The following is a 25,491-nucleotide window of genomic DNA, read 5'->3' on the forward strand; positions in this document are numbered from 1 at the left end:
TATTTGACCAGGCAGGCCAACCTGCTGTTTGTACAGAGTAACGCTGGTCAAGAATGCAGAGCCTCCGCACCCGATCATCTCGGTCCGCACTTCTCGTCGTCGCAGCCGTGACGAGTTTTTTTGTCCTCGTTGGATCGGTACTCGCCTTCCTGGTCGCCATCGCCGTGCGAGACATGACCGAGGCGGCCACGACGATCGATGACGCGCGGGCCTCACACGCGGCCTCGGCTGCCGTGGAAGCTTTTCAAAGCCGATTGCGGGCAACCGTCAGGGATAACGCGGTCTGGGACGATGCTTTCAAGGCCATGGCGTCGGATAACGCCCAGGAATGGGCCTATGAGAACTGGGGAAGCACGACCGAGGACTACCCTCTGTACGATATTGCGATCGTACTTCGAGCCGATGGAAGCACACTGACTGCTCACAAGAAAGGCGAGGAATTCGATCCCTTTGAATATTTCGGTACGGCGCTTCCGGATCTCGCAAAGAAGGCGGCGCAATCGGGTCAGGAGCCGGTGAGCGGATTCGTGAAAACGGCCGACGGCGTCGTCCTCTTCGGAGCCGGTTCTATCCAGCCCTATGAGGAGACCCCGGATGTGCAGCAGGCCTTCAATACGCTGATCTTTGCCAAAGTCTTGAACTCCGAAGCCATCGCCGAAATCGCCAAGACTTTTGATCTGGGTGGACTATTTGTCGTCGATGTCCCCCATATTCAGACGCTGAATACAGTTCTGCCCGACATCGACGGAAAAGCCGTGTCCTACCTGGAATGGCCGAGCCGGGATCCCGGCTCCAGGATATACTACGGGGTCAAGGCCTACCTGATGGCTGCCGCCCTGCTTCTGTCAGCCTTCTTCATTGCCATCGTAGCGACCGGGCTCTTCTCCGCTCGCGGCTTCAAACGGCGCGCCCAGGAGGTGCATCACCGGGCGATCCATGATCCGTTGAGCGGGCTTCTCAACCGCGCCGGGTTCCTGGAGGAGGTGGAGCGGCGTCTGGCCGACAAGGAGGAGGTCGAACTTCACCTTCTCGATCTCGATGGTTTCAAGGAAGTCAACGATGCATGGGGACATGCGGTCGGCGACGAACTCATCAAGCTCGTCGCGGCGCGAGTGACGGCTCTACTTCCTGCGGGCGCATCTTTTTCGCGCCTCGGCGGGGACGAATTCGCGATCGCTGCGACCAGAAGTGACACCAGGGAACTGTCTTCCTCCATACTGGAAGCCTTGAGCCGTCCGTTTGAGATAGGCGGCAGGACGATCGAGATCGGCGTGAGCATCGGCATCGTGGCCACGGATGCAAGTGCTACCGATCCGCTGGAGTTCGTCCGACGCGCGGACGTCGCCTTGTATCGGGCCAAGGAAAGTGGCCGGGGACAGGCGGTCGCATATCATGCGGAACTCGACCTGGAACGGGAAAGCCGCAGCCAGTTCGAAACGAAACTCCGCGCGGCAATTGCGTCCAACAGCATCCGCCCGGTCTACCAACCACTTGTCGACGCCGCCACTCAGGAATGGAGGGGGGTCGAGGTCCTCGCCCGATGGACGGCGGAAACCGGTCCCGTCAGTCCCGAAATTTTCATTCCGATCGCCGAGCGGGCCGGCCTGATCGACGAGCTTGGGCTGCTTATTCTTGCATCGGCAATCGATGAAGTCGGGACGTGGCAGGATATCGCCATTTCCGTGAATGCGTCGCCGATCCAGCTGAGAAATCCGAACTTTGCGGCGAACGTTGTCGCCTTGCTGAAGGCGAAATCATTCGATCCGAGACGGCTTACGCTCGAAATTACCGAAGGGGTGTTGATGGCTAATCCCGAGCAGGCTAAGCGATCGATTGCCAACCTGAAAGCGGTGGGCGTCAAGTTCGCTCTCGACGATTTCGGCTGCGGTTACGCCAGCATCGGGGCGCTGCGCGAATTCGGCTTCGACCGGATGAAGATCGACCGGTCGCTTGTGATGGGGATCGACAACGAGCGGGGAGCACAGATTCTCAACGCAACCATCCTGCTCGCAAATGCACTCGACATTCCCGTGACGGCCGAGGGGGTAGAAACACCCGCGCAGGCCAAGGCTCTTTACCTTTCCGGCTGCGATCAACTGCAGGGTCATCTTGTGGGGAAACCCATGGAAGCGGCTGAGATCCAGAAGAAGCTCCTGTCCCGCGCGGCCTGAGCTGCGGCTGACGGGGCCGTCGCGTCGCGCGGGGGAACTCTGAGAGTGCCAGTTTGTTATCCTTGTCTCAAGGAGGTTCAAACATGGGTATGAATACACCAAAACCAGGCGCTCCCGGCACTACGGATCAATCTCCACGTTGGGAAGGTCCGCAAGAAAACAGGCCTCGCGGGTACATGCCAGCCAAAGACGATCCCGATCACGATCGTGATGCGCTTGGCGAGAACAATCAGGATCCTTCCCGGGAAAAGGTGTCGGATGCCGGCAAGACCAAGGGAGACTGAGATGAAGAAAAACCATTCGGGCACCGGTCCCGAGGCTGATGCCAAGGGGCAGTTCGCCAAGTCTCAGGCTGATCGCAAGAGCAGTGGCGTGCACAGCGCGAAACCTACCGTCATCACCGGATCAGAGGATGCTACCGCCCATCGCAATCCGCCGGGCACCAAACGGGTTGCAAACGATTGGGATCCGAATTTCGATCCGGCGGACGCGAGCAAGGAGCGCTGAACCGGATTCAGGCCTCTTGAAACGTCAGATCCCATTCACCAGATTGATTTCGCTTCTTTTATCCGGCTGAGATTGAAAGGAGGAAATCATGAACATCCCGGATATGCCGTTTAGAGTGCCAGTGACGATCCGTCTCCAGTCGGGCCTGGAACGATGCTTCAGAACTGTTTACGACGCGCTCGATTTCCTGGAGAACGAGTGGCCGCTGAAGCGCGGCGAACGATATGACCGCGCAGTTCGCCGTGCTCGCGCCGCCCTGAACAGGATGGTGCCCACGGAAGTCGCCCGCGAGGCCTTCATTTCAGCATGCCTCGAGGCTGGCATGCCTGCCGTCATGGTCGGCGCCATCGGCTTTTCGCAGCCGACGGTTGGAAGGATGGCTGCTTCCGCTTAGGGCCGGCATCCGGCGATCCAGCCGTTTCATTGCCTGGCGGCGCTGAGTTTGATCCGCTCCTCGGTTGGAATGTCAGAGGATCGCCGGGCGGCGGCTGGCGTCCGCAAGGTCTCTGCGAAAGCCATCATCAGCGGGCCGACGCCCTTGATATCATCGGCCCGTATTTCCTCCGAAAGGTAATACTCCACCGTCCCGTCACGGTAGCGGCCGTTGAAGCCGCCCAGACCGGCGACGCAGCAGATATTCTGCAGCCTCGATGTTCCCGTTTCATCCGGGCGCAACTCATGTTCGACAAGGGAGCGGAGGCTTTCTTTCCCGGCATGAGCAAAAGCTGCCGAGCCTTTAAGGCGGGCGAGTTTTTGAAGGAAATAGGCGAACATCGCGGTGGCGGAGCTTTCCGCGTAATTCCCCCTCACATCGGGCCGATCGATCACCTGCAGCCACCGATGATCGGAAGTTTGCAAGGCAAGCAGCTTGGATGCGAGTGCCGAAGCGCGGAGAATGAGATCTTGCCGTGCCGGGCCCGGCGGAAGGCTCTCGATGATATCGACAAAGGCCATGGCCAGCCAGCCGATCGATCGGGCCCAGTGAGCCGGGGACAGCCCGCTTTGCGGGTCCGCCCAAGTCTGTTCGCGCGACTCGTCATAACCATGCCGGTAGAGTGCCGCGTCGCGGTCGTAGGTCAGGTCGAGGGCGGTTGAAAATTGCTGAAGAGCCTCATCAAGCATATCCGGCCGGGAGGCGGCGCGCGCATATTCGATCTTGAAAGGCAGAGCCATATAGAGGCCGTCCAGCCAGATCTGATGCGGGTAGCGGAGTTTGTGCCAATAGACGTCGCTGCCGGTACGCGGATGCGTATCGAGCTGCCTTGCGAGAGGAGCGGCGGCATCAAGCCAGGCGGCGTCGCTGGTCAACCCATAAAGGAAAACGAGGGCGCGGCCGGGGAGGATGTTGTCGATATTGAATTCATCGATCTCGTAGCCGATCAAGCGGCCTTGCGTATCGATCTGACCGCCGACCAGGCGGATGAGATGATCGAGCCAACGCTTTTCGGAGGTCGCTTGATAAAGCGTAATCAGACCGCGATAGAGGCATCCGTCTTCATAACACCAGGCTCCGCCTTTGTAATATTCGTATCCGCGGGCGTAATCGTCGAAATAAGTTTGAAGCATGGGCTCAGTCTTGGGCTGGATGGATCGAAGCCGGCGAGAGCATCGCCAGGCGACTAAAAGTGGTGTTTTCCGCGACAATGCCGGCGTGACGAAGGGGCGGGAGGAGACAGGCCATTTCCGGCACTTCCGCCTTGGCATCTGGCGCGAAGGAAACTGTGTAGTTTTCGAAAGCGATATCGCAGATGGACGCTTCGGGCAGACCGTAGAATACGGCCGCAGCGGTGCGGGCGCCCGAGACCGTGACGTTCTTCACCGAGATCGACCGGATGTTGGGCGTCTCGTCGGAAACCGGCAGGCGGGCGCGCGACTGGACGTAGTCCGACCGCCCGTCGGCATCGCAGAAATAGAAGGAGTTGACCGCCACCGGTGTTGCGACAGCCTCTATTAGGCTGTCTGAAAACCGGATATTCGACACCGTTCCGCCACGGCCTCTGCGCGTCTTGATCCTGAGCCCCCGGTCGGTTCCCCGGAAGTGGCAATTCGTGATCTGGATGTCGCGGACGCCGGCGCTCATTTCGCTGCCGATGACCACGGCGCCATGGCCGCGCTCCATCAGGCAATTGGAGATCCTAACGCGCTCCGTCGGCCGATCAGGCCCGCCGTTCGGGCTGCGCTTGCCCGCCTTTATGGCAACGCAGTCGTCTCCGACAGAAATATGAAGGCCGGCAAGGCGGATACCAGAGCTGCTTTCCGGATTGAACCCATCCGTATTGGGCGAGTCCGGATCATTCCGGATCGTGAGATCCGCCGCGAGCAGTCGGCTGCAAAGCACCGGATGTACCGTCCATGACGGTGAGTTGCGGATGGTGAGGCCTGAGAGAGTGATGTCTTCGCATCCGGAAAGGAAAACGGTGCGGGCCCGTCTGGCACCCTGTCGCGTCTCCTTCGGCCAGAACCACCAGTCGCCGCGATCGCCGCCGCCGTCGATGATGCCTTTTCCGCTGATCCGGATATTGCGGCAGTCGATCGCGTTGATCAGGCTGGCGTAACACGCCTCCGTCACACCTTCCCAGGTGCCGAGCACGCGGCCATCCGGGTGGCGGGCTGGGAGGATGGGAAAGGTTTCGCGGTCCGAGACTGCAGCCAGTTCGGCTCCTTCGTCGAGCAGCAGCGTCATGTCGCTCTTGAGGAAGACAGGGCCGCTCAGCCAGCGCCCGGGCGGTATCCGAAGCGTCCCCTCGGAGGGGAGAGCGTCGATTGCGGCCTGGATCGCTTCAGCATTATCTGATGAGCCGACTGAGGCGCCGAAATCGCTGATGTCGGTGAGAGCCGTTTCCTTTCTTGTCGTGAACTCAAGGCGGGCTTGACCAATCTGGAGGGAAAGATGGCTGCCCGGTTCGAGTTCAGCGACTGTAAAGACGACGCGTCTCGTCGTCCCTTCAGCCACGATATCGCCATCGACCTTCCGAACGGTCCAGGCCAACGAAGAGTCCCGTTCGAAAAGATGCCTTTCGGCATCGACACTGAAGGTCGCACTGCGTGGTCCGGTGGTCAGAAGTTCGATGGCGGCAATCGTCACGATGTTCAGATCCCCGTCAGCGCTTCGTTGATGCCGGCGATGATCTCAGCGGCCGCGTCCTCGGCGGATTGCTGGCCGTAGGCGAAGGCCTCGAAGTTCGTGTCGAAAGCTTCGGTGACACGCGGATGCTCGTTCAGCGGCGAAACTCCAGGACTGCTGGGTTCCATCACCCGCTTGTAGGCTTCCAGCTGGACAGGCTTGACCTTGCCTTCCTTGTTAAGCACATCGAGTGCGGCCTTGCTGGAGGGAATGCCGCGCGTTGCGCCCAGCACCTTTACCGCCGCCGGATCGTTGAGAAGGCAATTGACGATCTGCGCTGCCGCTTTCGGGTCCTTGCTGTTCTTGGAGATGGCAAACAGCATCGATGGCTTGCGATAGACGCCGTCGATCTTCGCTCCGGCGACGGTGAGCAACTTGACCGGGACGAGTTCCTGGCCCTTTTCCATGGGCGTGGAAATCTTGCCGTAGGTGCTGTCCCACTGGTACGTGCCGGCAATCTGACCCTTTGCCCATTTCTGGTTTTCATGCAGGGGCGTATTGCCGCCGGCTGCGACTTGCTTCCAGGACTCGATCACGCCCTTGTCCACTAGGGTCTGGTAGAACTTCAGCCCTTCGACGAGCTCCTCTTCTGTCCAGGAAACCTTGTTCGTTGCGGGATCGATCAGGTCCTTGCCGGTCTTCTGCGTCGTACGCAGGATGACCATGAGGCGGGCGTCGAGTGCAGCGCCCTCGAAAGGATAATAGTCCTTGCCGAGCTTCTCCTTCATCTTCGGCGCGGCCGCGATCAGTTCTTCCCAGGTGGTCGGGATCGGCACGCCGGCCTTGTCGTAGGTCGTCTTGTTAAACATGAAGACGCGGCCCGTGGTCGAGACCGGGATGCCGTTCAGCTTGCCCTTAACCGTACCGCTGTCGAGATCGGCCTTGGACCATTGGCCGAGGTCGATGATGTCCTTGTACTGGTAGAGATCGGCAAAGCCGGTGCCGTTCTTGGTGAAAAGCGGTAGCCACGGCCAATTGACCTGCATGATGTCGGCTTCGGTGCCGCCAGCGAGCTGAGTGGCGATCTTTTCCTGATGCCCCTGGAAGCCGGTGAATTCCGGCGCCACGGTATGGCCGAATTTGCTGCCGCAGATCTTTAGCGCTTCCTGGGTTGCGAGGTGGCGGTCGTCGCTTCCCCACCAGGACATGCGCAGGTCCGCAGCAAATGCGGTCGAAAGGCTGGTGGCGGCAAACAGTGCCGCGGTCATGATCATGGTTCTCATTTTGGCTCCTCCCAAGTTGGAACGCTGAAGTTTCAGATCGCCAGGCTGATGTTTTCACCTGTTTGGCGATCGAACAGGTGGACTCCCTTTGGGTCCGGGCTCAGCCAGATCCAATCATCGCGAAGCGCGGTCCGGTCATAGGCAGCCGAAGGTACGATGGCGATCAGGCGCTTCGGCCCGATGTCGACGTAGAGATAGACCTCGTGGCCCATGAACTCGATATGGTTCACCTTGCCCTTGAGCGTGCCCGCGGTCTTGGCTTCGGCGATACGCAGATGCTGGGGCCGGATGCCGAGCGTCACCCAACCGGACTTTCCAACCGACAGCCGGTGCGCGAATTCGTCCCCGAGTGCGACCGTCTGATCCGCGGCCTTAACGTGGGTTTGTCCTTCAAGCTCGCCATCCAGAAAATTCATCTCCGGGCTGCCGATGAAGCCGGCGACGAAGGTATTGGCCGGACGGTTGTAGAGCGTCATGGGATCGGCGACCTGCATGATGTGGCCGTCCTTCATGACGCAGATCCGGTCGCCCATGGTCATGGCCTCCGTCTGGTCGTGGGTGACATAGACAACCGTTGCCTGCTGTCCTTCCGCCTTCAGCCTCTTGTGCAGGTCGGTGATGCGAACGCGCATCGAGGCGCGCAGCTTTGCATCGAGGTTCGAGAGAGGCTCGTCGAATAGGAAAACCTGCGGTTTCTTGATCAGCGCGCGGCCGACCGCGACACGCTGCGCCTGGCCGCCGGAAAGCTGCTTCGGCAGCCGTTCCAGGAGCGGGTCTATTTCCAGCAGTCCCGAAACGTGCTCCGTCGCCTTTTCGATTTCTTCGGCAGGGCGGCGCTTCAGCCGCATGCTGAACGACAGGTTTTTGCGCACCTTCATATGCGGGTAGAGCGCATAATTCTGAAAGACCATGGAGATACCGCGGTCGCCCGGCGGTTTGTCGTTCACCAGTTCTCCGCCGATCCGGATTTCGCCGCCGGTAATCCGTTCGAGGCCCGCGATCATGCGCAAGGTCGTAGACTTGGCGCAGCCGGAGGGGCCGACCAGCACCATGAACTCGCCGTCCTCGACATCGAGGTTGATGCCATGCACGGCGCGAAGCGAACCGTAGTCCTTTTCGAGATTTCTCAGTTGCAGACGTGCCATGTCGCTATCCCTTGATGCCGCCGGACGAGATGCCGTCGATGAAATATTTCTGCGCGAGGAAGAAGACCGCGAGCGCCGGCGTCAGCGCCAGCACGGACATGGCGAGCACGCGGTTCCACTCGAACGCCTCAGTGGTGTCGATCGAGAGTTTCAGCGCCAGCGAGACCGGATATTTGTCGACCGACGAAATGTAGATCAGCGGCCCCAGGAAGTCGTTCATCGTCCACATGAACTGGAAAAGGCAGACCGAGATGAGCGCCGGCATCAGCAGCGGCACGACGATGAAGATCATCGTCTGCCAGGTGGTGGCGCCGTCGACGCGGGCGGCTTCCTCCATGTCGCGCGGGATGGCGCGCAGGAACTGCACCAGCATGAAGACGAAGAAGGCGTCTCCTGCAAAGGCAGACGGCACCCAGAGCGGCAGGAAGCTGTCGAGCCATCCCAGATCGCGGAAGAGAAGATATTGCGGAATACGGGTCACCACATTCGGCAGCAGAAGCGTCGCGATCAACGACGCAAACAGCAGCTTCTTGAACGGGAACTCGAAGCGGGCGAACCCATAGGCCACAGCGGTGCACGAGATGGCGGTGCCGATGACCTTGGGGATCACGATCCACAGCGTATTCAGGAAGAATGTGCCGAAGGAATAGGGCGTCGAGGTCTGCCAGCCCTTGATATAACCGTCGAGCGTCGGGTTTTCCGGCCAGAAGCCGGGATTGGCAAAGATCTCAGAATTCGTCTTGAACGATGCCCCGATCAGCCAGATCAGCGGGTAGAGCATCAGGAGGCCGACAGCGGCGAGCATCAGATAACGCAGCATGATGCCTGCCTTGTGGCGGCGATGCTCGCGGGCACGGATGCCGGCAACCTCGCCAACCGTCGACGGATCATGGGAGAGAACGTGTTCGGTCATGGTCAGCTCCTCTTGTCGCCGGCGTAATAGACCCAGTGGCGCGAGGACCAGAAGGCGATGAGGGTGAGCGCCATGATGATGACGAAGAGGACCCAGGCGATGGCCGATGCATATCCCATGTCGAAACGCTTGAAGGCTTCGTCATAGATGTAGATCGGCAGGAGATAGGTGGACTTCAGCGGGCCTCCTTGGGTGATAATGTAAGGGCCGTTGAACTCCTGGAAGGCCTGGACCATCTGCATGATCAGGTTGAAGAAGATGACAGGCGTGATCAGCGGCAGGGTGATGTAGATGAAGCTCGTCCACTTGCCGGCGCCGTCGATGGAGGCGGCCTCATAGAGCGTCCTGTCGATGCTCTGCAGCGCGGCCAGGAAGATCACCATGGCCGAGCCGAATTGCCATAGGCGGAGCAGGGTGATGGTAAAAAGCGCATTGGTGGGATCGCCGAACCAGTTGACGGATTCGAAGCCGAGCAGGTTCAGGCCCATATTGACGAGGCCGACATCGGCAAAAATGTAGCGCCACAGCACCGCGATCGCGATCGAACCGCCGAGGATCGAGGGGACGTAGTAGGCCGTGCGGAAGACGTTGATGAACTTCAGCTTGTAGTTGAGGATCACGGCCATGAAGAGCGCAAAGGCGAGCTTCAGCGGCACGGTCGTAAACACATAGACGAGCGTCACCCAGAGCGATTTGCGGAAAGTGCGGTCGTTGGTGAAGAGCTTGACGTAGTTTGCCAGACCGATGAAGATCGGCTCGTCCATCAGGTTGTAGTTCGTGAAACTCAGATAGAGCGAGGCGACGAAGGGCACTGCCGTGAAGATCAGCAGCCCGATGATGTAGGGCGATAGGTAGAAGAGCCCGAGGAACCGGCTGTCTCCGCTCATGTTGCTTTCCCCGCTTTAACAGGTGCCTCCGACAGGCGGTGCATCGCCGCGGCAATTCCCCCGCGGAACAGGCCTGCAGTACGATCGCGAGACAATGCCGCCCGGTTGAGGAAGCGGTCGCCGATATAGGCTATATTAAACGAAGAGACAGTTCCCGTATTGTGCATCGCAAATTCTGGCATAGGAATCCCCGGGGGTCCGATACGTATCGGGCACCCTGCAGATTTCCGCCATTTCCTCCCAATCTGGCCCTCTGATGTGTTGAGGTTTCAGCTCCTGCGCTGATAATCTCATCTTGGGGGCGGGATCAAATCGACAAATTGGGGGAAAAGGATGGACGAAATTGAAGGTAGCGTTCTGGCTGGAATTCCCATGGGGGCACTCGCCCTGACGCTGACGCGTTCAACCATAAGGATGCAGCATTCCCATACCTGGGGTGTCGACAAATCGAACAGCGTCCATGACCTGATTATATGCCTAACGGGCTCGGCTCGTTACGAGGTCGAGGACGAGACGATCGACATGGCGCCGGGCAGGGCCATGCTTCTGCCTGCCGGCGTACGCTTCGTCGGCTACTCTACGTCAACGGAGCCCTATACCGGGATTGCCCAGCATTTCACGCTCGATCTCTTCGGGCGCCTCGACATGATTGCGCAGATGAACCTCAGGAAAGCGGTGACGCTTGCCCGCTGGGACATGATGCAGCCATTGACCCGCTACTACCACGACAATGCGCCACCCTATTCCACGACCCTTCTCCAGCATCACCTCTTCATGTTCCTACTGATCGAGTTCATCGAGCAGGCGCATATCGGCTGGAAGGAGCAGTCGGTCGGAAACGTGAACAATCCCGACGCCCTTTCGTTTTCCGTGATGGTTGCCGCCAGCCAGATCGCGGCCGATCCCTTGAACGACGAGATCGTGGAACGGGCGGTCGGCGCGGTGCCCTACAACAGCGATTACTTCAAGCGTGAATTCCGCAAGCGGGTCGGTTGGACGCCGGACAAATATCAGGAGTTCAAGCGGATGGAACGCGCCATGGGACTGATGGCCGGAGGTTGCAGTGTAAAACGCGCGGCCGAACTCTCCGGATATTCGGATGCCTATTACTTCTCCCGAATGTTCAAACGCTATATCGGCATCAGCCCGCTGGGCTACCAGCAGTCGGAAAGAAGAAGCCGAGAAGGAGCGTTTCCGCGAGGCGAAGAGGATGGGCAACTGCTTTACCCGCTGACACGATGAGACCGACAGGAATGTGGCGGGGAGACATTCATGGCACGACATCACAAAGAAGTTCCGGCTTTGCGAAATTGAGCTGTCCCAAGTGGATCATTTCGCGTTATCTGCTGATGGTAGGCTCTTGCTGAAAGGCGGCCATGGCAGCGGCGGACCGTGTTAGGGGATCAGAGACGGCGGACATATGTATCGTCGGCGCGGGGCCTGTGGGACTTGCGCTTGCCTTCAAGCTGGAAAAGCTTGGACTTGACGTCACTCTTCTGGAAATGGGAGCCGATGGCGCTGCCATCGCTGGCAATACAGGCAATATCGAATTCCAGAACGCTCATCACGCGCCTTCGCTTGCGATGTCGCGACCCGGAATTGGCGGCGCCTCGGCGCTCTGGGGCGGACGTTGCGTCGCCTTCGACGACCTGGATTTCGAGAAGCGCGGCCATGTGCCTTTTTCCGGCTGGCCGTTGCCGCACGAATCCCTGCGTTCATATTATCCGGAGGCCTTCTCCTTTCTCAACTGCAGCCCGACGCAAACGGCTCCCGAGAAACTTTGCATCGCCGACGCGTCGATCTCCACCGAGGCGATCGAGCGCTGGAGCCGGCAGCCAGATCTCGGTGCCGAAAGCGCGAGGCGGCTGAACGGCTCCCGGCGGATACGGCTGGTGAATGGCCGAGCCACCGGCATCCGGCTCGATTCCTCCGGCGGGCGGGTCGAGTGCATAACGGTTCATCGAGACGGCGAGGAAATGCATGTTGCAGCCGGGAACTTTGTCCTCGCGGGTGGCGGGCTGGAAAATGCCCGCCTGCTTCTCTCGCTGCAACGGGACAGGTCCGAATTCGGTGGTGGAAGTGAGGGTCCTACCGGGCGGTTCTATCAGGGGCACCTGACAGGGTATATCGCGTTGCTGCACTTGGAGAAGCCCGCCATGGCGAGACAGTTCGCCTTTCAGCTTGACGACCAGGGTTACATCGTTCGCAGACGGTTTCAGGTCTCGACGGCCGTACAGCTGAAGGAGCGGTTACTCAACTGCGTCTTTTGGCTGGATGCCGTCTCGATCGCAGATCCGATCCACGGATCCGGCAGCTTGTCGCTCGTCTATCTCTTCCTGAAGGCTTTGGGGCTCTATCGCCGCCTTTCGAACGGGCTCGCTCCGACATCGAGAGGGACGCAGAACATCAACCGCAGGGAGCACTGGAGGAATATCGTCACCGATCGGCGCTGGCTGATCGATCTATCCGGTGTGCTTCAAAACATGCGCCAGCGGCGCCGCAACCGGTGGCGTATTCTGATCAATCCGAAGGGTCGCTATCTCCTCCGCTATCACGCCGAGCAGGTGCCCAATCCGGAAAGCCGAGTGTTCCTCAAGGCGAATGGCGGGCAGGCGCCCAGCGATGCGTTGGCCGTCGATTACAGGGTGACCGATCAGGATCTGTCATCCGTGCTGAGGTCGCACGAGATTCTGGATGACTGGCTGCGGCGCAATGGACTTGGCCGGCTGGAATATCTGCATGATCCCGATACGCGGCGGCAAGCGGTGTTGAACCAGGCTTTTGACGGGTACCACCAGATCGGCCTGAGCCGGATGGCGGCAACGCCGGCTGAAGGTGTCGCCGATGCCGATTGCCGCGTCCACGGGATAGCCAATCTTTATCTCGCAGGCAGCTGCCTGTTCCCGACGGGCGGGCACGCCAATCCCACCCTGCCGGCCGTCGCACTCGCCCTTCGCCTTGCGGATCATCTCAAGGATCAGTCTGCAGCCGCTCCGAACCGCTAACCGCACCGGCGCTTTACCGAACTGAACGCACCGGCAGACGCCGGAACGAAGGCCTCTTTCCCTTCAACAACGACTGGAGCGGCTTCTCCAGGCATTCGTAGGCGGCGATGCCGGATGCCGTGCCCAGCACGACCGCTATGAAAAGGATCGCAGCGGCGGGAAGCGAGAGCATAAAACCGATCTTGACGATGACGGAGATGGCGAAGGTGTGCCAGAGGTAGATGGAATAGGAGCTGTCGCCCAGGTAGGCGAGGAGAGGGAGTCTGCGCAGACGGGCGCCGGCCTCCATCGCCAGAGCTCCGAGCACGAGAAGGACCGCCAGCGGTCCGCAGGTCAAGGCGTCGAACTCCAACTTCAGCAGATGGATCGCTGCGAAACCCGCGACCGCCGTAGCGACGAGCGCAAGGCCGACTGTCGGGGACGGAAGGCGCCGGGCGGCCCATAGTTTCGCAAGCGCTGCGCCTGCGACAAACTCCAGAATAAGAGGTGCCGTGTAGAACGCCAGGATCGGGTTCTTTGGTTGCAGCAAGGTGCCGGCGATGACGAAGGCGCCGAACAGGAGAGCCAGGGCCAGGAGCCGCGATCCGGGCCTGAGGAACAGGACGAGCGCGAAGAGGGTGTAGAAGAAGATCTCATAATTCAGCGTCCAGCCCTGCACCAGGACCGGCCAGAGATTTCCGCTGCTGGGCGAGGCGATGGGAATGAAGAAGAAGGATCCGAGCGTGTGCGCGGGGTCGAGCCGCAGGTTCGGAAAGACGCCGGCGGCCGCGCCGATCACCATGGCGAAGGTTGCAGCCCAATAAGCCGGCGCGATGCGCAGAAGACGGTTGCGGAAGAAGTGCCCGGGACTGACCGGTCGGCTGTCGCTGATGGCCATCATGATGAAGCCGCTTACCACGAAGAACACGTCGACGCCGGCGGCACCGATTGTGAAGGGCAGGCCCGTCCGTTCGCCGGCGTGGAATATCACGACGGCCAAGGCAGCGAATGCTCTCAGATACTGGATGGAGTATAGCGTCTGCATCTAGGTTGGAGCCTCATTATGGCAGTCAAAACACAAAGAGATGTAGGCGAAGCTCGCTCGGATCAGTTTCGACCCAATCAAGAGCTCCGACGGCCCAGATCGAAGCCGTTTGCGCGTCTAAAGGATGCGGGCGCTCCGGCGCCTTGCGGGTTGCTTCTGCCGGTAGCGAAACGGTCGAAATAGGCCCGGTTTGCCTGGACCTGCCTGATCGCCAGTTTGCCGGTAGCGAAATAGAGCAGGAACGAGCCGACATGGTAAGGATGCATGATGTCGATCTCGACGAAGGACCGGATGAGCAGCAGGCCTGCAATGCTGAAGAGCAGGAGGGATTCCGGGTTCCGGGCCACCGTCAACAGCCGCCTCAAATGACCGGCGAGGGTGGTCAGCAAGATGAAGGTGAGGAGCAGTGTTCCGACCAGTCCCGTTTCCACCATGGTTTCAATGTAGGTGTTATGGAAATGGAAGCCGTTGCGGGACGCGATGAAGAAATCCTGCCAGAGCCTTTCTGCCTCGGAAAATCCGACGACCCAGTATCCCTGATAGCCAATGCCGAATAGCGGGTGCTGGCGGGCCGCCTCGATTCCCTGCTGCCACAGATAGGTTCTGCCGGTCAGGGTCGAATCCTTGCCGAAGACGGAAAGGATCGCGTCCATGGCGCCGAACTGAAGCGCGCCGACAGCTGCAATCACCACCAGAACCAGGGAGGCGGCAAAGAAGATGCGCCGGGTCCGGGGCGACAAGGACATGATCGCCTGCATCCCCAGACAAAGCGCTATGACACCGAGCGTGGTGATGACCGAGGTCGCCGATTTCGATGCCGCGAGCGAATAGGCTGAAAGCAAGCCGCTTACGGCGGCGCCGACGAGCCAGACAGATCGCGCCCGGAAGACCAGGATTGCGGCATAGGAAAAGAAAGCGCCAAGCGAGGCATAAAACCCAAGCTGGTTCTTTGAGGAGAAGGCGCCGACGAAACTGTAGCCGCCATCGATGGCGTCGTAGAGATAGGTGCCGAAAAGCAGCGAATACATCAGCACGACGGCAGTGCCGACGATCGCGCCGCGGGTGAGGGTCTGTGTGCTTATTGTCCGAACGGCGATCAGCGCACAGATGATGTGCGTGAGATACTGAATGGACGTCCGCAACGATACGCCGAAGGCAGGCGACCAGAAGGCGGAAAGAAAACAGAACAGCGCAAAGCTGAAGATCCAGATGTATTTCAGATAGTTGCCCAGCACCCGCCGATAATCGACGAGCACCAGCAGGAACCAGGCGCCATAATAGGCAAGGATCGAAATCTGCCCGAACCGGCTCGAATAGGCAAAGACGAAAAATGACAGCGCGATAGCCGCGATGCCATAGATCTCGTTGCGAGCCGGATCGATCAGCGCAGATTTGGCGATCCTCATGCCGTCCTCACTGCATCAGGAGTTCTGAGCTGACCTTGATGACGTCGCCGGGCAGAAGCCTGTCGTTTTCGCCGACAGTCATCTCCTTCGGCCCCTGGCCTTCGTCCCTCACCACCAGGTATTTGATCGTGGCGGAGTGGCCGGCGGGATCGAATTTTAGAGCTTCTGCCGATTGTGCCAATGCTTCGGACATCATTTCGCGGCTGGTAGTGAGCTGCAATCCGAGCTTTTCGAGCTCGGCCTCGGTGTCCTGCAGCTCCTTGGCGCGCTGCGCCTCCCAGTCGTTGCGAAGGTTGACTTCGTCCTGATTGGCCTTGTTGATGTCCTGTTTGGCGCGCAGCGCGGCCGTGTCCGTATCGAGCATGTTCGATTCGAGGTCTGCCGCGCGTTCCTCGGCCGTCAGGCGCCGGCTCGAGGTCGCCAACCCCTGTTCCGTCAGACGCGCCATCTTGTCCCGGTCATCGTTGACGAGTTGCAACTGGCGTTTCTGCGTTTCAGCCTTCCGGTTGAGGGACTGCACCTCGGTTTCGAGAAGGCTGCGAAGGTCCGCCAGGGCCTTTAGCTGAAGTTCATAGCGATCGCGGCGGGACTTCATGAGAGCCGCTTCGCTAGCGATCAACTGGGCGGCGTTTGGAACCTTTTCCAGCTCCGGAGGCATCTTGATTTCCGGCGCGCGGGCGATTTCTGCTTGCAGCCGTGCACGACGGGCCAGCAGTCTGCCGCGGGCCGAATCGTAAACCGCAGCGTCGCCGCGGGCATCGATGAAGTCACGCGCGAAACGCTGTCCGGCATCGGAACGGCGAAGCCCCCCCGAAAGGCTGACGGCCTTCAGCACGGTCAGATTGGGTGCATAGGGATATTCGCCGGGTGTAGTCACGTCGCCGGTGACAAAGACCGGACGGAACTGGGCGATCTCCACCGAAGCGGACGGCAGGTTGCGCAGCGCGAACTTGCCGCGCAATTCCTCGCCGATGATTTTCGCTACATCCCCGGTCGTCTTCCCCGCGGCGGGGAGGTCGCCGATGAACGGAAGCGAAAGCGAGCCAGTAGGGCCGATCGTATAGTCGCCGCTGACTGCGTCCCAGTTGCGCACGGTACCTTCGGCCGGCTGCCATTCCGCCACACGGATGCGCAGCTTGTCCATCACGCCGAGGCGATAGCTGTTGTCGTCCGCCAGGACACTGCTGGTCAGCGCAAGAAATGCGCCGGTCAGAAAGCATAAAACACGCAAGCTCCTCGCGGAGGCGGTTCCTATCTGCATGGGTTTTTTCCTCAAGTGGCGTGGAATTGCTTCCACGCTCCGGGTCCATCATTTTCCGATCCGGTCAGACGACCGAGTTCAGATCCTGTGGAAGAGAAAGAACGATCAATAACTGCCGCGTGCCATGCAAACAGCAGGGATGGTTCTCACAATGATTGCGACATCGCCGAGAAGCGACCAGTTCTGGACATACTGCGTATCGAAGGCGATGCGGCTTTCGTAGGAAACATCGTTACGGCCGCTGATCTGCCAAAGGCCGGTAAGGCCCGGGCGGGTCCGAAGGTAAAAGGCGGCAAAGCTGTCATAAAGGTTCAGCTCTTCGTCCACCACCGGCCTTGGGCCGACCACGCTCATCTCTCCGCGCAGAATGTTGAGGAGCTGAGGCAGTTCGTCGAGGCTGAGTTTACGCAATACCGTTCCCACGACTGTCACCCGGGGGTCGTTCTTGAGTTTGCGGGTCGCCCGCCACTCTTCCGCAGCTTGCGGATTGTCTCGGAGGTAATTCCGCAGAATTTCATCGCCATTGACGGCCATTGTGCGGAATTTCAGGCATTTGAACGTGCGGCCGTTATGACCGATCCGACGATGTCCGTACAAGATCGGTCCATTGTCGGAAAACTTTACCAGCGCCGCGATCATAATGAAAATGGGGCTGAAAAGGAGGAGTGCGAGGGCGGCGGCTGTTATGTCGAAGCTTCGTTTCGCCAAGCCGCCGGTGGGGAGAATCCTGCCGGCTTGGTCAGAAGTTGAAAACGGCGAACCTGCCGAACGTGTCGCTGACTTCATAGAGTGAACTCCATTTAGGTTTTGCGATAGTCGGTGCCATTACGGCGCGTATTAGCGTGCAATGTGATAATAAGTCTGTGTTCGGAATTTGATGCCAGTCAAATTTTTGGCTCAACCATCGCCGGATGGTCGGCCGGCCCCGCTGGCCCACCCTATGACTGGTTGCTTCTATTGCAATTTATGCTGATGAAAGCCGGAAAATTATTGTAAGGCTCTCGTAGAGACGGTCTGGTTACCAATATTATTCGTACTCCCTTATCTATAGATCACGCGTTCTCCCGCTTGCATTTCAGCTATACTCCCGCTGGCTTCTTTGCCGCTGGGACCAAAGTAGCTTGCAGCTAGGACCAAAGGCCCACTCCTGTTGCGCCGCAATACAATGGTGCGCTGCAATAAACGCCGGTCGGCCTTCTTAAGCTTTGTAACAAAAGTTGATCCGGCCTCGGTCCGTCTGAGCGACGGAAACGGAAAAAACGTTCCAGCGCTTGCGAACCGGGGCAAAAATATGGCGAAAAGGTGGCAATGATCTTGCGACGGCGAGCCAGAAGAGAGAAAGAAACGAGATATTTAAAAGGAACCTGCGGAACCTTACGAAAGTTTCACTAACAGTCCGGCACAATGGGCGCAGGAAAACTTGAATCCTCTCTTGCAGGCTCTTATGGTTGTTGTTGTGGGAGAGGAGCCGAAAGACCGTCAAGCCAAGCAAGTTTGCGGTCGGGAGGAACGATCATGTACGCACCGCGCGTCTTTGTCAGCATGACAGGGGTACTAATCGCTTTTGCGGTGTCGGCCTATTTTATGACCGACTCGTTTTATACGGCCTTTATACAGACGCTTATCTGTGCCGTCATTCTTCAGGTCGGTTATTTCATAGGCGTTCTTTACCTGGTGCATCGCGAAAAAAAGTACCGTGAAGAGGCCGCTTCTCCGGATTCGGTCTCTTCGAAAAGCGCCAGGGAAAGCAGCCGGCGGGACACGATGCGCGCCGATGCGGCTCCCAACGTCCCTGCAAGCGATGCCTAGCCTCGAAGGTTTTTCTACCCTTTCCACATCGCGGCCACTTTCCTAAGTCCATAGTTCCCGTGACCGATGAAGCATGGAGACCGCTATGGCCGGAACTGCTCACCAGACGATCTGCGTCATCATCGCGGCCAAGGATGCCGCGGATACCATCGGAATAGCCATCCGATCGGCCCTGCAAGAGGCTCAGGTCAGCGAGGTCGTGGTGGTGGATGATGGCTCGACCGACAGGACCGCGGATGCGGCGCGTGACGTAGACGACGGTACCGGCCGGCTTAAGGTTGTTTCATTCGACAGGAATCGCGGTCCTTCGGCTGCCCGCAACCACGCCATCGCCATGGCGACCGCTCCGCTGATTGCGATTCTGGATGCCGACGATTTCTTCTTTTCCGATCGTTTCGAACCGATGCTCGCCGAAGACGACTGGGATCTCATTGCCGACAATATTGCCTTCGTCCACGGGCAGGCAGAAACGGTCCGGCCGGAGCGTTTCCAAGCCCGTACGCGCACCATACCGCTTGTTGAATTCGTGGAGGGCAACATCTCTCGGCGCGGCCTGAAGCGAGGCGAAACAGGCTTCCTGAAGCCGGTGATCCGGCGGTCCTTCATTGAGGCGCATCGCCTGCGCTACAAGGAGGAAATGCGTCTCGGTGAAGATTATGACTTCTATGTCCGGGCGCTTGCCAAGGGCGCCCGCTACAAGGTGATCGAGCATTGCGGTTATGGCGCCGTGATACGGGCAAATTCCCTGAGCGGTCGCCACCGGACGGAAGATCTGCGCCAGTTCTACGAGGCGGATGAGGCCATCCTGGCGGATCCGGGACTGCCGCCGGCGGCGCGTGACGTCATCAAGCAGCATAGAGATCATATTCGCGGCAAATACGAGCTACGTGCCTTCCTGGACGTCAAGTCGAAGGCGGGAAAACTCGCTGCGATCCGCCACATGCTGGGGCGGCCGCAGGCGTTTCCCGCCGTTGTCACAGGTATCTTCTTCGATAAGCTCGATCTCTTGCGCGCGAAGTCGGGAGTACCGGCCGAAGCGCCCGCGATGCGTTATCTGCTGCCGGGCATTCCCGCCGCTCAGAAGTAATCCCTGCGTATTCCGTCGAGAACCGTGCGAAATTTCTGTTTCTTCTCCTCAAGAACGCTATCCGGGCTAAGCCGCGGTTCAGCCCGGCTCGCCTGCCAGAGAGCCAGCACGGAGGGGGCCGCAAGAAATTGCTTGGCCACGCCCCGAAGCCCGTTCTGGGGCGGGGCAGGGCGGACGATGACCTCGCCGGCAGGCGCTTCGGAAGCTGTTGGGAAAGCCGGCGGCTGTTTGTCGAAACGCATGCCCCAGAAACGCGATTGTTTGGCCGCCGCTTCAGCGCGCGTCGAGACTGGAACGTAGCGCGGCTCATAGGTCGTGCCTACGGAGCTTGCCCAGTCGTTCCATTTGAAATTGTTGATGGAACGAGACGTGCTGACTGCCACCCAAGGCACCCGGAATGCATCCGCAAGGATGGCCCCGTGCATGGATTCGGCGACGATCAGCTCCGACTGGGCGATGTGTCGGATCACCGACTTCGCCTCGCCTCGGGGGTCGAGATAAGTGAGGCCTACCGGCTCGCAGACGGCCCCCCACATTCCGTATTCGGCCGATTCCCAATGGGGAATGAAAGTCTTCTTGTGGATCTTCGGAACGTTCTGGAATTCTGGCATGTCAGCGATCATGGCGGCCGGATCGGTGACGCCCATATCGAGCGAAAGCCCGAGTTTTTGGGCCGTCAGAGGCCCGCGCACCGCGCGGACATCCCATTCGGCGGCATTGCCGGTTTCAGGAGGGGTGCCATAACCGTATCCGCTTCCAACGACGAGTTTTTTCTGGCCGCTGGGAAGAAGTACCGGATTGAGTACCGTGCCAACTCCCACCAGCAGAACGTCCGGATGGACGTCCCGGAAGCCCGGAAGCAGGAAGTCCCAGAGCCAGAGATTGAGATCGTCGCCGAAATTTCCGTGATGCGATTCCCAGTAGTACGCTTTCATGCGGGCCTCCATGGGATGATGATTGAAAGGGATGTGCGGATATCAGCGCGCATTGCGGCCAAGCTTTCCAGCACCAAGTTCGAAAGCGGCCCGGATGAGCCCCGGGTCGCGCATGACCCAACGGGCGAGCAGACCAAAATCAGGCGATTGCCGCCGTTTGACCCGCCCGGCCTGGCTCCAGAGGGCCTGGCGGCGGGCGGTGTTCTTGTAGGAGGCAATCGACGCCACGTCGCTCGGGCGCGAGCGAAAACGTTCTTCGAGCGTATCGAGTGCCACCCAGGTGTTGAATTGCTGTCGAAGGAATTGCGGCGAGCGGTTGTCGATGCTGTGGAAGATGTTGAGCCCCATTCCGCGGGCCGCGCCCGGCGCATCGCAAAGCAGTGTCCGCTTCGATTTCAGGATGCAGTCGCAGAAGAAGAGCACATCCTCCGCCGCCAACCGCAGCGACGGCTCGAACCGGATGCTTTCGAAGACCGGCCGGCCGATGACCATGCAGGAAAGATGTAGGAAACTCCAATTCTTGAGCATGACGCTCGCCAGGTCCGGCATCTCGATGACCAACGGGTTCTCGGAGACCCGAACGCCGCCCTCCGTCCGCTCGAGTTCGGCCATTCCGAAGTGGTAATAGAATTCCTCACTGGGCTGCATCGAGGCCCAATAGCACTCCGCGTCGAACCGGGTCATGCTGTCATAGGCATTCTTGAGATGGTCCGGCAGCCAGACGTCGTCAGAATCCAGCAGCGCGACGAATCGGGTGTCTGCGGGCACATTGTCGAGACCGGTATTGCGCGCGCTCCCTGGTCCTCCGTTCGGCTGGCGAATGACGCGAATGCGAGATTTCCAAACCTTATCAACATCTTGAAGCTCAATGTCGGCGGGCAGGGGGGACTCATCGTCGACGACGACTATGTCAAAGTCCTGATAGTTCTGATCGAAAATCGATGTCAGCGCCCGGCGCAGTATGCCGGCCTCTTTCTGGTAAAACGGGATAACAACCGTGAACGTCGCCATGTTTTCGCCCCTGCTTCCTCAAAGAATTGCAAGCCGTTGACTCTCGTCGGGCTCCGGGTTTAGGCGGCAGCTCGCTGCCGTATTAGACTGAACTCCAGCAACGGGATTTTGACATATGCTCCAGCCAAAGGCGTGAAGCGATCACGCCAAATTCCGGCTGAAGCGGGCTATCAAAGACCGTCACATTCAGGCTGAAATTTGTCACGGCGCCGATTCCGGCAAGAGCACCCATGCCGGAAGATTTCGAATTAACGGCTGAGACGCCTATTTCTCCTGCAGTTTCCGGCCGTGATCGACGCGGTGGATCTCACCATATTTCGCAACGGTGTCTGATGTGCTCTACGAAAAATTCGGCCATTGATCCCACATGGAGGCGAGGGTCAGTAACTCTGCCTTCTCCGCCTTAATGTGCCGCAAAAGCGCCTTTATTTTGCCCCAATTTAGATGGGTTCAGATCTCGCGCGGTAATCCCGTACGGTCACATAGAACGTTTTTGTCGCCGAGAAACAGATTTTTTTCGCGTGCTGCACTGCAACAATCATCTATGAGAACTTGGCACGAAACCCTTGGAAATTATGATGGGTGCTACAATTTCTGAGGGGTGAAAACCAGTCGAGGCGCGTCGTTTCGAGACCTGTCATCAACGTTTTTTGCTGCGTCGCCACATTTTGCGCCAAAGTCGGGGCGATCCTTTTTCGGATTGCGGGCTCAAGTCTGCTCTGATTGAAACGGCGGTGAAGGGAGGCACTGCCCAAAAGGGGTGACTCGTTTGACTGTTGATCAGAACATATCCTCCCGTATCAATTTGATGCGTATCCTGCTGATTTCCGGCATCGTCTTCGTGCATGTGCCGCATGATCCGCAGACCAGCCCCTTCATTGGGGCGAACGGGTTCTTCGACTGGCTGAGGGTCTTTCTAGGCGACAGCCTGTTCCGCATCGGCGTGCCATGCCTGAGCGTTATTTCGGGCTACCTGTTGTTCCAGCGCGGCTGGAGCGGGTTCGACTATTCAAAGACACTCCGCTCGAAGGCGAGAACCGTGCTGCTTCCGTTCCTGCTTTGGAACGTAGGCCTGTTTGCTGCGGTGTTCGCTGCTCAGCGCATCGGTATCGGCGAAGGATATTTCCCCGATCTGTGGAATGCTGCGCCGCGCGAATTGCTCAGTTCCGCGCTGGCGACGGAAGAACTGCCGATCAATCTTCCCCTCTATTTCCTGCGCGATCTCGTCGTCTGCATCATCCTTTCGCCGATCCTGGCGTTCCTGGTCCGCCGGTACCCCGGGCCTACGCTCGGCGTCCTGTTTTTCGTGGCGATCCTGCCCGAGGTGACGCTCGGGATCGTGCTGAAGAAAACGATCCTTTTCAGCTTCACGCTGGGAATATTCCTGGCGCTCTACCGGCAGGACCTCAAGGCTCTCGACCGTTTTGCCGGCATCGGAAGTGCAACTGCCCTTGCAGCGGCAGCCCTGCTTTCCGTCGCGCAATACCATACCGGGCCCGACTTCCCCTGGGTTGTCGATCTTGCCCGCAATACCCTGTCGATGCTCGGTGTGGTGGGTTTCTGGCTGATGTCCTCCTTCCTGATTCGGCTGCCTATCAGCCAACGTCTCGCCGCCACCGGCAGCCTGAGCTTCTGGATATTCTGCGCCCATTATCCACTGCTCGTGGTGATGTGGATGGTGTGGAACCGGCTGGCGGGGGATGAGTTCTATCTGCTCTTCTACTTCGGCGCGGCGTTGGGGAGCTTCATCATCCTCGCCTTCTCCAACCGCTACATCTCTCGTGCAATGCCGGCGCTTTACGAAGTGCTGACCGGCAGCCGCGGGCGCAAGGCCAAACTTACCGCAGCTGCAAAGTCCCATTCTCCTGCCGGACTTTCTCGCCCTGGCGAGCCGGCCATGACGCAACAACAAAGGTGAAACATGATGGCGAAAGCCAGACAGATTCAGCAAACCTGCAAGATCATCATCGCAACCGCGGCGTTGGGCATGCTTTCGTCTGCCGCGTTCGCGCAGCAGGGTGCGAACAGCAAATCCTTCGTGGAAAACTTCGACAGCCTCGACCGCTCCTTCTGGTACGTTTCCGACGGCTGGAATAACGGCAGCCATCAGAACTGCACATGGTCGAAGAAGCAGGTACGGGTCGAGAACGGTATCTTGCAGCTGGAATTTTCCGAAGGCAAAGCCAAGGATCGAAACTACGCCTGCGGAGAGATTCAGACGAAGGCTCGCTACGGATATGGTACCTACGAGGTGCGCATGAAGGCGGCGACCGGCTCCGGCCTGAATTCGGCGTTCTTCACCTATATCGGCCCCACCGACAAGAAACCGCATGACGAGATCGACTTCGAAGTTCTCGGCAAGAACGCGGGCGAAGTACAGGTCAATCAGTATATCGGTGCGAAGGGCGGCAATGAAAAGCTGGTGCCGGTCGCCGGCGGCGCCGACCAGGGGTTCAACGACTATGCCTTCATCTGGGAAGAAAACCGCCTTCGTTATTTCCTGAACGGAAAACTCGTCCAGGAAGTGACCGACAAGGCGAAGATACCGTCGAACCCTCAGAAGATCTTCCTCAGCCTCTGGGGTACGGACACCCTGAAGAATTGGATGGGCGCGTTCTCCTATACCCAGCCGGCCTCGATGTCTGTCGACCGCATCGCCTTTACGGCGCTTGGCGAGGACTGCCGTTTTCCCGAATCCGTGCTTTGCACGCTTGACTGAGGCATTTGCTCTCCCGGTTTTCCAACAGGTTGGAAGGGCCGGGAGGGACTGAAAGGAGTTGGACGACTTGAGTCTGAATGTTCTCTATCTCGCTCACGATCTGGCCGACGCGGCGATCAGGCGCCGCGTACTCACGCTGAAGGCGGGTGGCGCAGAGGTTACTGTCGCGGGTTTCAAGCGTGGAGCCAGCGTATTGGCGGACGAGCGCGATGTACCGACCACAGTGCTCGGGAGAACTGCGGACGGCCGTTTCGCCCAGCGTATCGGCGCGGTGATCGCTGCGCGAATGACCTTGAAGTCGAAATTGGCCGGAGTGACGCGGCCAGACGTCATCATCGCCCGCAACCTGGAGACCCTGGCGCTTGCGGGCCACGCGGCCTCGCTGTTCGGTCGCGACATTCCGGTGGTTTATGAATGCCTCGATATTCACAGGCTGCTCCTGGACGAAGGCGCCAAGGGCCGGCTGATGCGTCAGGTCCAGCGCTATTTCGGCCGCCGTGCCAGCCTACTGGTCACCAGTTCGCCGGCTTTCGTGGAGAATTTCTTCAAGCCCCGTTCGGGGCTCGACTTGCCGGTCCTGCTCCTGGAGAACAAGGTGCTGGCATTGAAGCCCGAAATCGTGTCTGCCGCGCCGGCACCGCGATTGCCGAAGCCTGGACAACCCTGGCGGATCGGTTGGTTCGGTGCGCTCCGCTGCCGAAAATCGCTGGATATCTTGCTCGAATTGGCAAGGCGGATGGATGGCAGGGTGGAGGTCGTTCTGCGCGGTCGCCCTGCCTACAGCGAGTTCGATGATTTCGATGCGAAGGTGAGCAGTGCGCCTCACGTGGAATTCCACGGCGCCTACCGCAATCCGGAGGATCTTGCGGCGATCTATCGCGACGTCCAATTTAGCTGGGCGATCGACTTCTTCGAGGAAGGGCTCAATTCAAGCTGGCTCCTGCCGAACCGGCTCTACGAAGGCGGTCTTTACGGCACTGTCCCGATTGCCCTTTCCGGAACCGAGACCGGGAGGTTCGTGGAGAACCGGGGAATTGGCCCGGCGATCGAAAGAGCGACGCCCGAAGCGCTCGAAATGCTGTTCAAGGGCATGACCGAGGCACGTTACCTCGATCTTGTTTCACGCCTCAGCGCTGTCGAACGCAGCCAGTGGGTTACAGGCCCTGCAGATTGCCGCGCCCTTGTTTCCCGGCTCTCCGCCCTACATCCCAACATCTCGCCGCCGGCGGATGTGCCGGCTGTATCAACCGTGCAGTCGTGAGGT

24 protein-coding genes are annotated in these 25,491 nt (G+C 59.3%); 11 read left to right on the forward strand and 13 right to left on the reverse strand.

What is annotated here, in order from left to right; genetic code table 11:
* Positions 1-107: 107 nt before the first annotated feature.
* The 4 genes from EDE05_RS07850 to EDE05_RS07865 all read left to right on the forward strand — a co-directional run bounded on the left by EDE05_RS07850 (position 108) and on the right by EDE05_RS07865 (position 3,072).
* A complete protein-coding gene (locus EDE05_RS07850; RefSeq protein WP_245422798.1) occupies positions 108-2,171 on the forward strand; it encodes an EAL domain-containing protein in 2,064 nt (687 codons plus the stop codon).
* 89 nt (positions 2,172-2,260) lie between these two features.
* Positions 2,261-2,455 (forward strand): hypothetical protein, encoded by a 195-nt coding sequence (locus EDE05_RS07855; protein WP_105371566.1) that lies wholly within the window; start codon positions 2,261-2,263, stop codon positions 2,453-2,455.
* Between the two features lies 1 nt (position 2,456).
* Positions 2,457-2,678 carry a hypothetical protein gene (locus EDE05_RS07860; RefSeq protein ID WP_105371350.1) on the forward strand — a complete coding sequence of 74 codons (222 nt, stop codon included), beginning with the start codon at positions 2,457-2,459 and terminating at the stop codon, positions 2,676-2,678.
* 88 nt (positions 2,679-2,766) lie between these two features.
* The gene (locus tag EDE05_RS07865; protein WP_105371351.1) at positions 2,767-3,072 is read left to right on the forward strand and encodes a DUF982 domain-containing protein; all 306 of its coding nucleotides are present in this window, start codon (positions 2,767-2,769) and stop codon (positions 3,070-3,072) included.
* Between the two features lie 26 nt (positions 3,073-3,098).
* Here EDE05_RS07865 and EDE05_RS07870 read toward each other — a convergent pair whose 3' ends face one another.
* The 7 genes from EDE05_RS07870 to EDE05_RS07900 form a co-directional block, all read right to left on the reverse strand.
* A complete protein-coding gene (locus EDE05_RS07870) occupies positions 3,099-4,244 on the reverse strand; it encodes a glycoside hydrolase family 88 protein (protein ID WP_105371352.1) in 1,146 nt (381 codons plus the stop codon).
* 4 nt (positions 4,245-4,248) lie between these two features.
* Positions 4,249-5,763, reverse strand: a complete 1,515-nt coding sequence (locus tag EDE05_RS07875) for a glycoside hydrolase family 28 protein (protein ID WP_105371353.1) — start codon at positions 5,761-5,763, stop codon at positions 4,249-4,251.
* 5 nt (positions 5,764-5,768) lie between these two features.
* A complete protein-coding gene (locus EDE05_RS07880) occupies positions 5,769-7,025 on the reverse strand; it encodes an ABC transporter substrate-binding protein (RefSeq protein WP_105371354.1) in 1,257 nt (418 codons plus the stop codon).
* 32 nt (positions 7,026-7,057) lie between these two features.
* A complete protein-coding gene (locus EDE05_RS07885; protein WP_105371355.1) occupies positions 7,058-8,170 on the reverse strand; it encodes an ABC transporter ATP-binding protein in 1,113 nt (370 codons plus the stop codon).
* A 4-nt stretch (positions 8,171-8,174) separates the two neighbouring features.
* The gene (locus EDE05_RS07890; protein ID WP_105371567.1) at positions 8,175-8,990 is read right to left on the reverse strand and encodes a carbohydrate ABC transporter permease; all 816 of its coding nucleotides are present in this window, start codon (positions 8,988-8,990) and stop codon (positions 8,175-8,177) included.
* Between the two features lie 95 nt (positions 8,991-9,085).
* Entirely contained in the window at positions 9,086-9,970 is an 885-nt protein-coding gene (locus EDE05_RS07895) for a sugar ABC transporter permease (protein ID WP_132409483.1), read from the reverse strand.
* Complete coding sequence (locus tag EDE05_RS07900; RefSeq protein WP_132409481.1) at positions 9,967-10,152, reverse strand: hypothetical protein; 186 nt, start codon at positions 10,150-10,152, stop codon at positions 9,967-9,969. The genes EDE05_RS07895 and EDE05_RS07900 overlap by 4 nt, the downstream gene beginning before the upstream one ends.
* 151 nt (positions 10,153-10,303) lie before the next feature.
* Between EDE05_RS07900 and EDE05_RS07905 the strand changes: the two genes are divergently transcribed.
* A complete protein-coding gene (locus tag EDE05_RS07905) occupies positions 10,304-11,212 on the forward strand; it encodes a helix-turn-helix domain-containing protein (protein WP_105371357.1) in 909 nt (302 codons plus the stop codon).
* Positions 11,213-11,346: 134 nt separating this feature from the next.
* The gene (locus EDE05_RS07910; protein WP_105371358.1) at positions 11,347-12,975 is read left to right on the forward strand and encodes an FAD-dependent oxidoreductase; all 1,629 of its coding nucleotides are present in this window, start codon (positions 11,347-11,349) and stop codon (positions 12,973-12,975) included.
* A 13-nt stretch (positions 12,976-12,988) separates the two neighbouring features.
* Here EDE05_RS07910 and EDE05_RS07915 read toward each other — a convergent pair whose 3' ends face one another.
* The 4 genes from EDE05_RS07915 to EDE05_RS07930 form a co-directional block, all read right to left on the reverse strand.
* On the reverse strand, positions 12,989-13,999 hold the full coding sequence (locus EDE05_RS07915; RefSeq protein WP_105371359.1) for an acyltransferase: 1,011 nt from the start codon (positions 13,997-13,999) through the stop codon (positions 12,989-12,991).
* A gap of 77 nt (positions 14,000-14,076) precedes the next feature.
* The gene (locus tag EDE05_RS07920) at positions 14,077-15,405 is read right to left on the reverse strand and encodes an O-antigen ligase (protein ID WP_105371360.1); all 1,329 of its coding nucleotides are present in this window, start codon (positions 15,403-15,405) and stop codon (positions 14,077-14,079) included.
* Between the two features lie 7 nt (positions 15,406-15,412).
* On the reverse strand, positions 15,413-16,666 hold the full coding sequence (locus tag EDE05_RS07925) for a polysaccharide biosynthesis/export family protein (RefSeq protein WP_105371361.1): 1,254 nt from the start codon (positions 16,664-16,666) through the stop codon (positions 15,413-15,415).
* A 105-nt stretch (positions 16,667-16,771) separates the two neighbouring features.
* Positions 16,772-17,452 (reverse strand): sugar transferase, encoded by a 681-nt coding sequence (locus EDE05_RS07930; RefSeq protein WP_105371362.1) that lies wholly within the window; start codon positions 17,450-17,452, stop codon positions 16,772-16,774.
* A 729-nt stretch (positions 17,453-18,181) separates the two neighbouring features.
* On the opposite strand from EDE05_RS07930, the gene EDE05_RS07935 reads away from it, so the two are divergent.
* Both EDE05_RS07935 and EDE05_RS07940 read left to right on the forward strand, forming a co-directional pair.
* Positions 18,182-18,475 carry an exopolysaccharide production repressor protein gene (locus EDE05_RS07935; protein WP_105371363.1) on the forward strand — a complete coding sequence of 98 codons (294 nt, stop codon included), beginning with the start codon at positions 18,182-18,184 and terminating at the stop codon, positions 18,473-18,475.
* A gap of 85 nt (positions 18,476-18,560) precedes the next feature.
* Positions 18,561-19,562 carry a glycosyltransferase family 2 protein gene (locus EDE05_RS07940; RefSeq protein ID WP_132409479.1) on the forward strand — a complete coding sequence of 334 codons (1,002 nt, stop codon included), beginning with the start codon at positions 18,561-18,563 and terminating at the stop codon, positions 19,560-19,562.
* Here the strand turns inward: EDE05_RS07940 and EDE05_RS07945 are convergent.
* Both EDE05_RS07945 and EDE05_RS07950 read right to left on the reverse strand, forming a co-directional pair.
* Entirely contained in the window at positions 19,553-20,497 is a 945-nt protein-coding gene (locus EDE05_RS07945) for a polysaccharide pyruvyl transferase family protein (protein WP_105371365.1), read from the reverse strand. The two genes, EDE05_RS07940 and EDE05_RS07945, sit on opposite strands and share 10 nt — an antisense overlap.
* A gap of 42 nt (positions 20,498-20,539) precedes the next feature.
* Entirely contained in the window at positions 20,540-21,508 is a 969-nt protein-coding gene (locus tag EDE05_RS07950; RefSeq protein ID WP_132409477.1) for a glycosyltransferase family 2 protein, read from the reverse strand.
* Positions 21,509-22,268: 760 nt separating this feature from the next.
* Here EDE05_RS07950 and EDE05_RS07955 point away from each other — a divergent pair.
* From EDE05_RS07955 to EDE05_RS07965, 3 genes are all read left to right on the forward strand, one after another.
* A complete protein-coding gene (locus EDE05_RS07955) occupies positions 22,269-23,426 on the forward strand; it encodes an acyltransferase (RefSeq protein ID WP_245505081.1) in 1,158 nt (385 codons plus the stop codon).
* A gap of 3 nt (positions 23,427-23,429) precedes the next feature.
* A complete protein-coding gene (locus tag EDE05_RS07960) occupies positions 23,430-24,227 on the forward strand; it encodes a glycoside hydrolase family 16 protein (RefSeq protein WP_162712387.1) in 798 nt (265 codons plus the stop codon).
* Between the two features lie 67 nt (positions 24,228-24,294).
* Positions 24,295-25,488, forward strand: coding sequence for a glycosyltransferase (locus EDE05_RS07965; protein ID WP_132409475.1), 1,194 nt, complete (start codon positions 24,295-24,297; stop codon positions 25,486-25,488).
* Positions 25,489-25,491 lie beyond the last annotated feature (3 nt).

This window comes from Neorhizobium sp. R1-B (assembly GCF_004368875.1).
Taxonomy (GTDB): Bacteria; Pseudomonadota; Alphaproteobacteria; order Rhizobiales; family Rhizobiaceae; genus Neorhizobium; species Neorhizobium huautlense.

Bases quoted from the DNA above. Each gene is read 5' to 3' on its own strand.
- EDE05_RS07855 (WP_105371566.1), top strand. From the start codon at position 2,261: ATGAATACACCAAAACCAGGCGCTCCCGGCACTACGGATCAATCTCCA.
- EDE05_RS07860 (WP_105371350.1), top strand. From the start codon at position 2,457: ATGAAGAAAAACCATTCGGGCACCGGTCCCGAGGCTGATGCCAAGGGG.
- EDE05_RS07865 (WP_105371351.1), top strand. From the start codon at position 2,767: ATGAACATCCCGGATATGCCGTTTAGAGTGCCAGTGACGATCCGTCTC.
- EDE05_RS07870 (WP_105371352.1), bottom strand. From the start codon at position 4,244: ATGCTTCAAACTTATTTCGACGATTACGCCCGCGGATACGAATATTAC.
- EDE05_RS07880 (WP_105371354.1), bottom strand. From the start codon at position 7,025: ATGAGAACCATGATCATGACCGCGGCACTGTTTGCCGCCACCAGCCTT.
- EDE05_RS07885 (WP_105371355.1), bottom strand. From the start codon at position 8,170: ATGGCACGTCTGCAACTGAGAAATCTCGAAAAGGACTACGGTTCGCTT.
- EDE05_RS07890 (WP_105371567.1), bottom strand. From the start codon at position 8,990: ATGCTGCGTTATCTGATGCTCGCCGCTGTCGGCCTCCTGATGCTCTAC.
- EDE05_RS07895 (WP_132409483.1), bottom strand. From the start codon at position 9,970: ATGAGCGGAGACAGCCGGTTCCTCGGGCTCTTCTACCTATCGCCCTAC.
- EDE05_RS07900 (WP_132409481.1), bottom strand. From the start codon at position 10,152: ATGCCAGAATTTGCGATGCACAATACGGGAACTGTCTCTTCGTTTAAT.
- EDE05_RS07905 (WP_105371357.1), top strand. From the start codon at position 10,304: ATGGACGAAATTGAAGGTAGCGTTCTGGCTGGAATTCCCATGGGGGCA.
- EDE05_RS07910 (WP_105371358.1), top strand. From the start codon at position 11,347: ATGGCAGCGGCGGACCGTGTTAGGGGATCAGAGACGGCGGACATATGT.
- EDE05_RS07915 (WP_105371359.1), bottom strand. From the start codon at position 13,999: ATGCAGACGCTATACTCCATCCAGTATCTGAGAGCATTCGCTGCCTTG.
- EDE05_RS07920 (WP_105371360.1), bottom strand. From the start codon at position 15,405: ATGAGGATCGCCAAATCTGCGCTGATCGATCCGGCTCGCAACGAGATC.
- EDE05_RS07925 (WP_105371361.1), bottom strand. From the start codon at position 16,666: ATGCAGATAGGAACCGCCTCCGCGAGGAGCTTGCGTGTTTTATGCTTT.
- EDE05_RS07930 (WP_105371362.1), bottom strand. From the start codon at position 17,452: ATGAAGTCAGCGACACGTTCGGCAGGTTCGCCGTTTTCAACTTCTGAC.
- EDE05_RS07935 (WP_105371363.1), top strand. From the start codon at position 18,182: ATGTACGCACCGCGCGTCTTTGTCAGCATGACAGGGGTACTAATCGCT.
- EDE05_RS07940 (WP_132409479.1), top strand. From the start codon at position 18,561: ATGGCCGGAACTGCTCACCAGACGATCTGCGTCATCATCGCGGCCAAG.
- EDE05_RS07945 (WP_105371365.1), bottom strand. From the start codon at position 20,497: ATGAAAGCGTACTACTGGGAATCGCATCACGGAAATTTCGGCGACGAT.
- EDE05_RS07950 (WP_132409477.1), bottom strand. From the start codon at position 21,508: ATGGCGACGTTCACGGTTGTTATCCCGTTTTACCAGAAAGAGGCCGGC.
- EDE05_RS07960 (WP_162712387.1), top strand. From the start codon at position 23,430: ATGATGGCGAAAGCCAGACAGATTCAGCAAACCTGCAAGATCATCATC.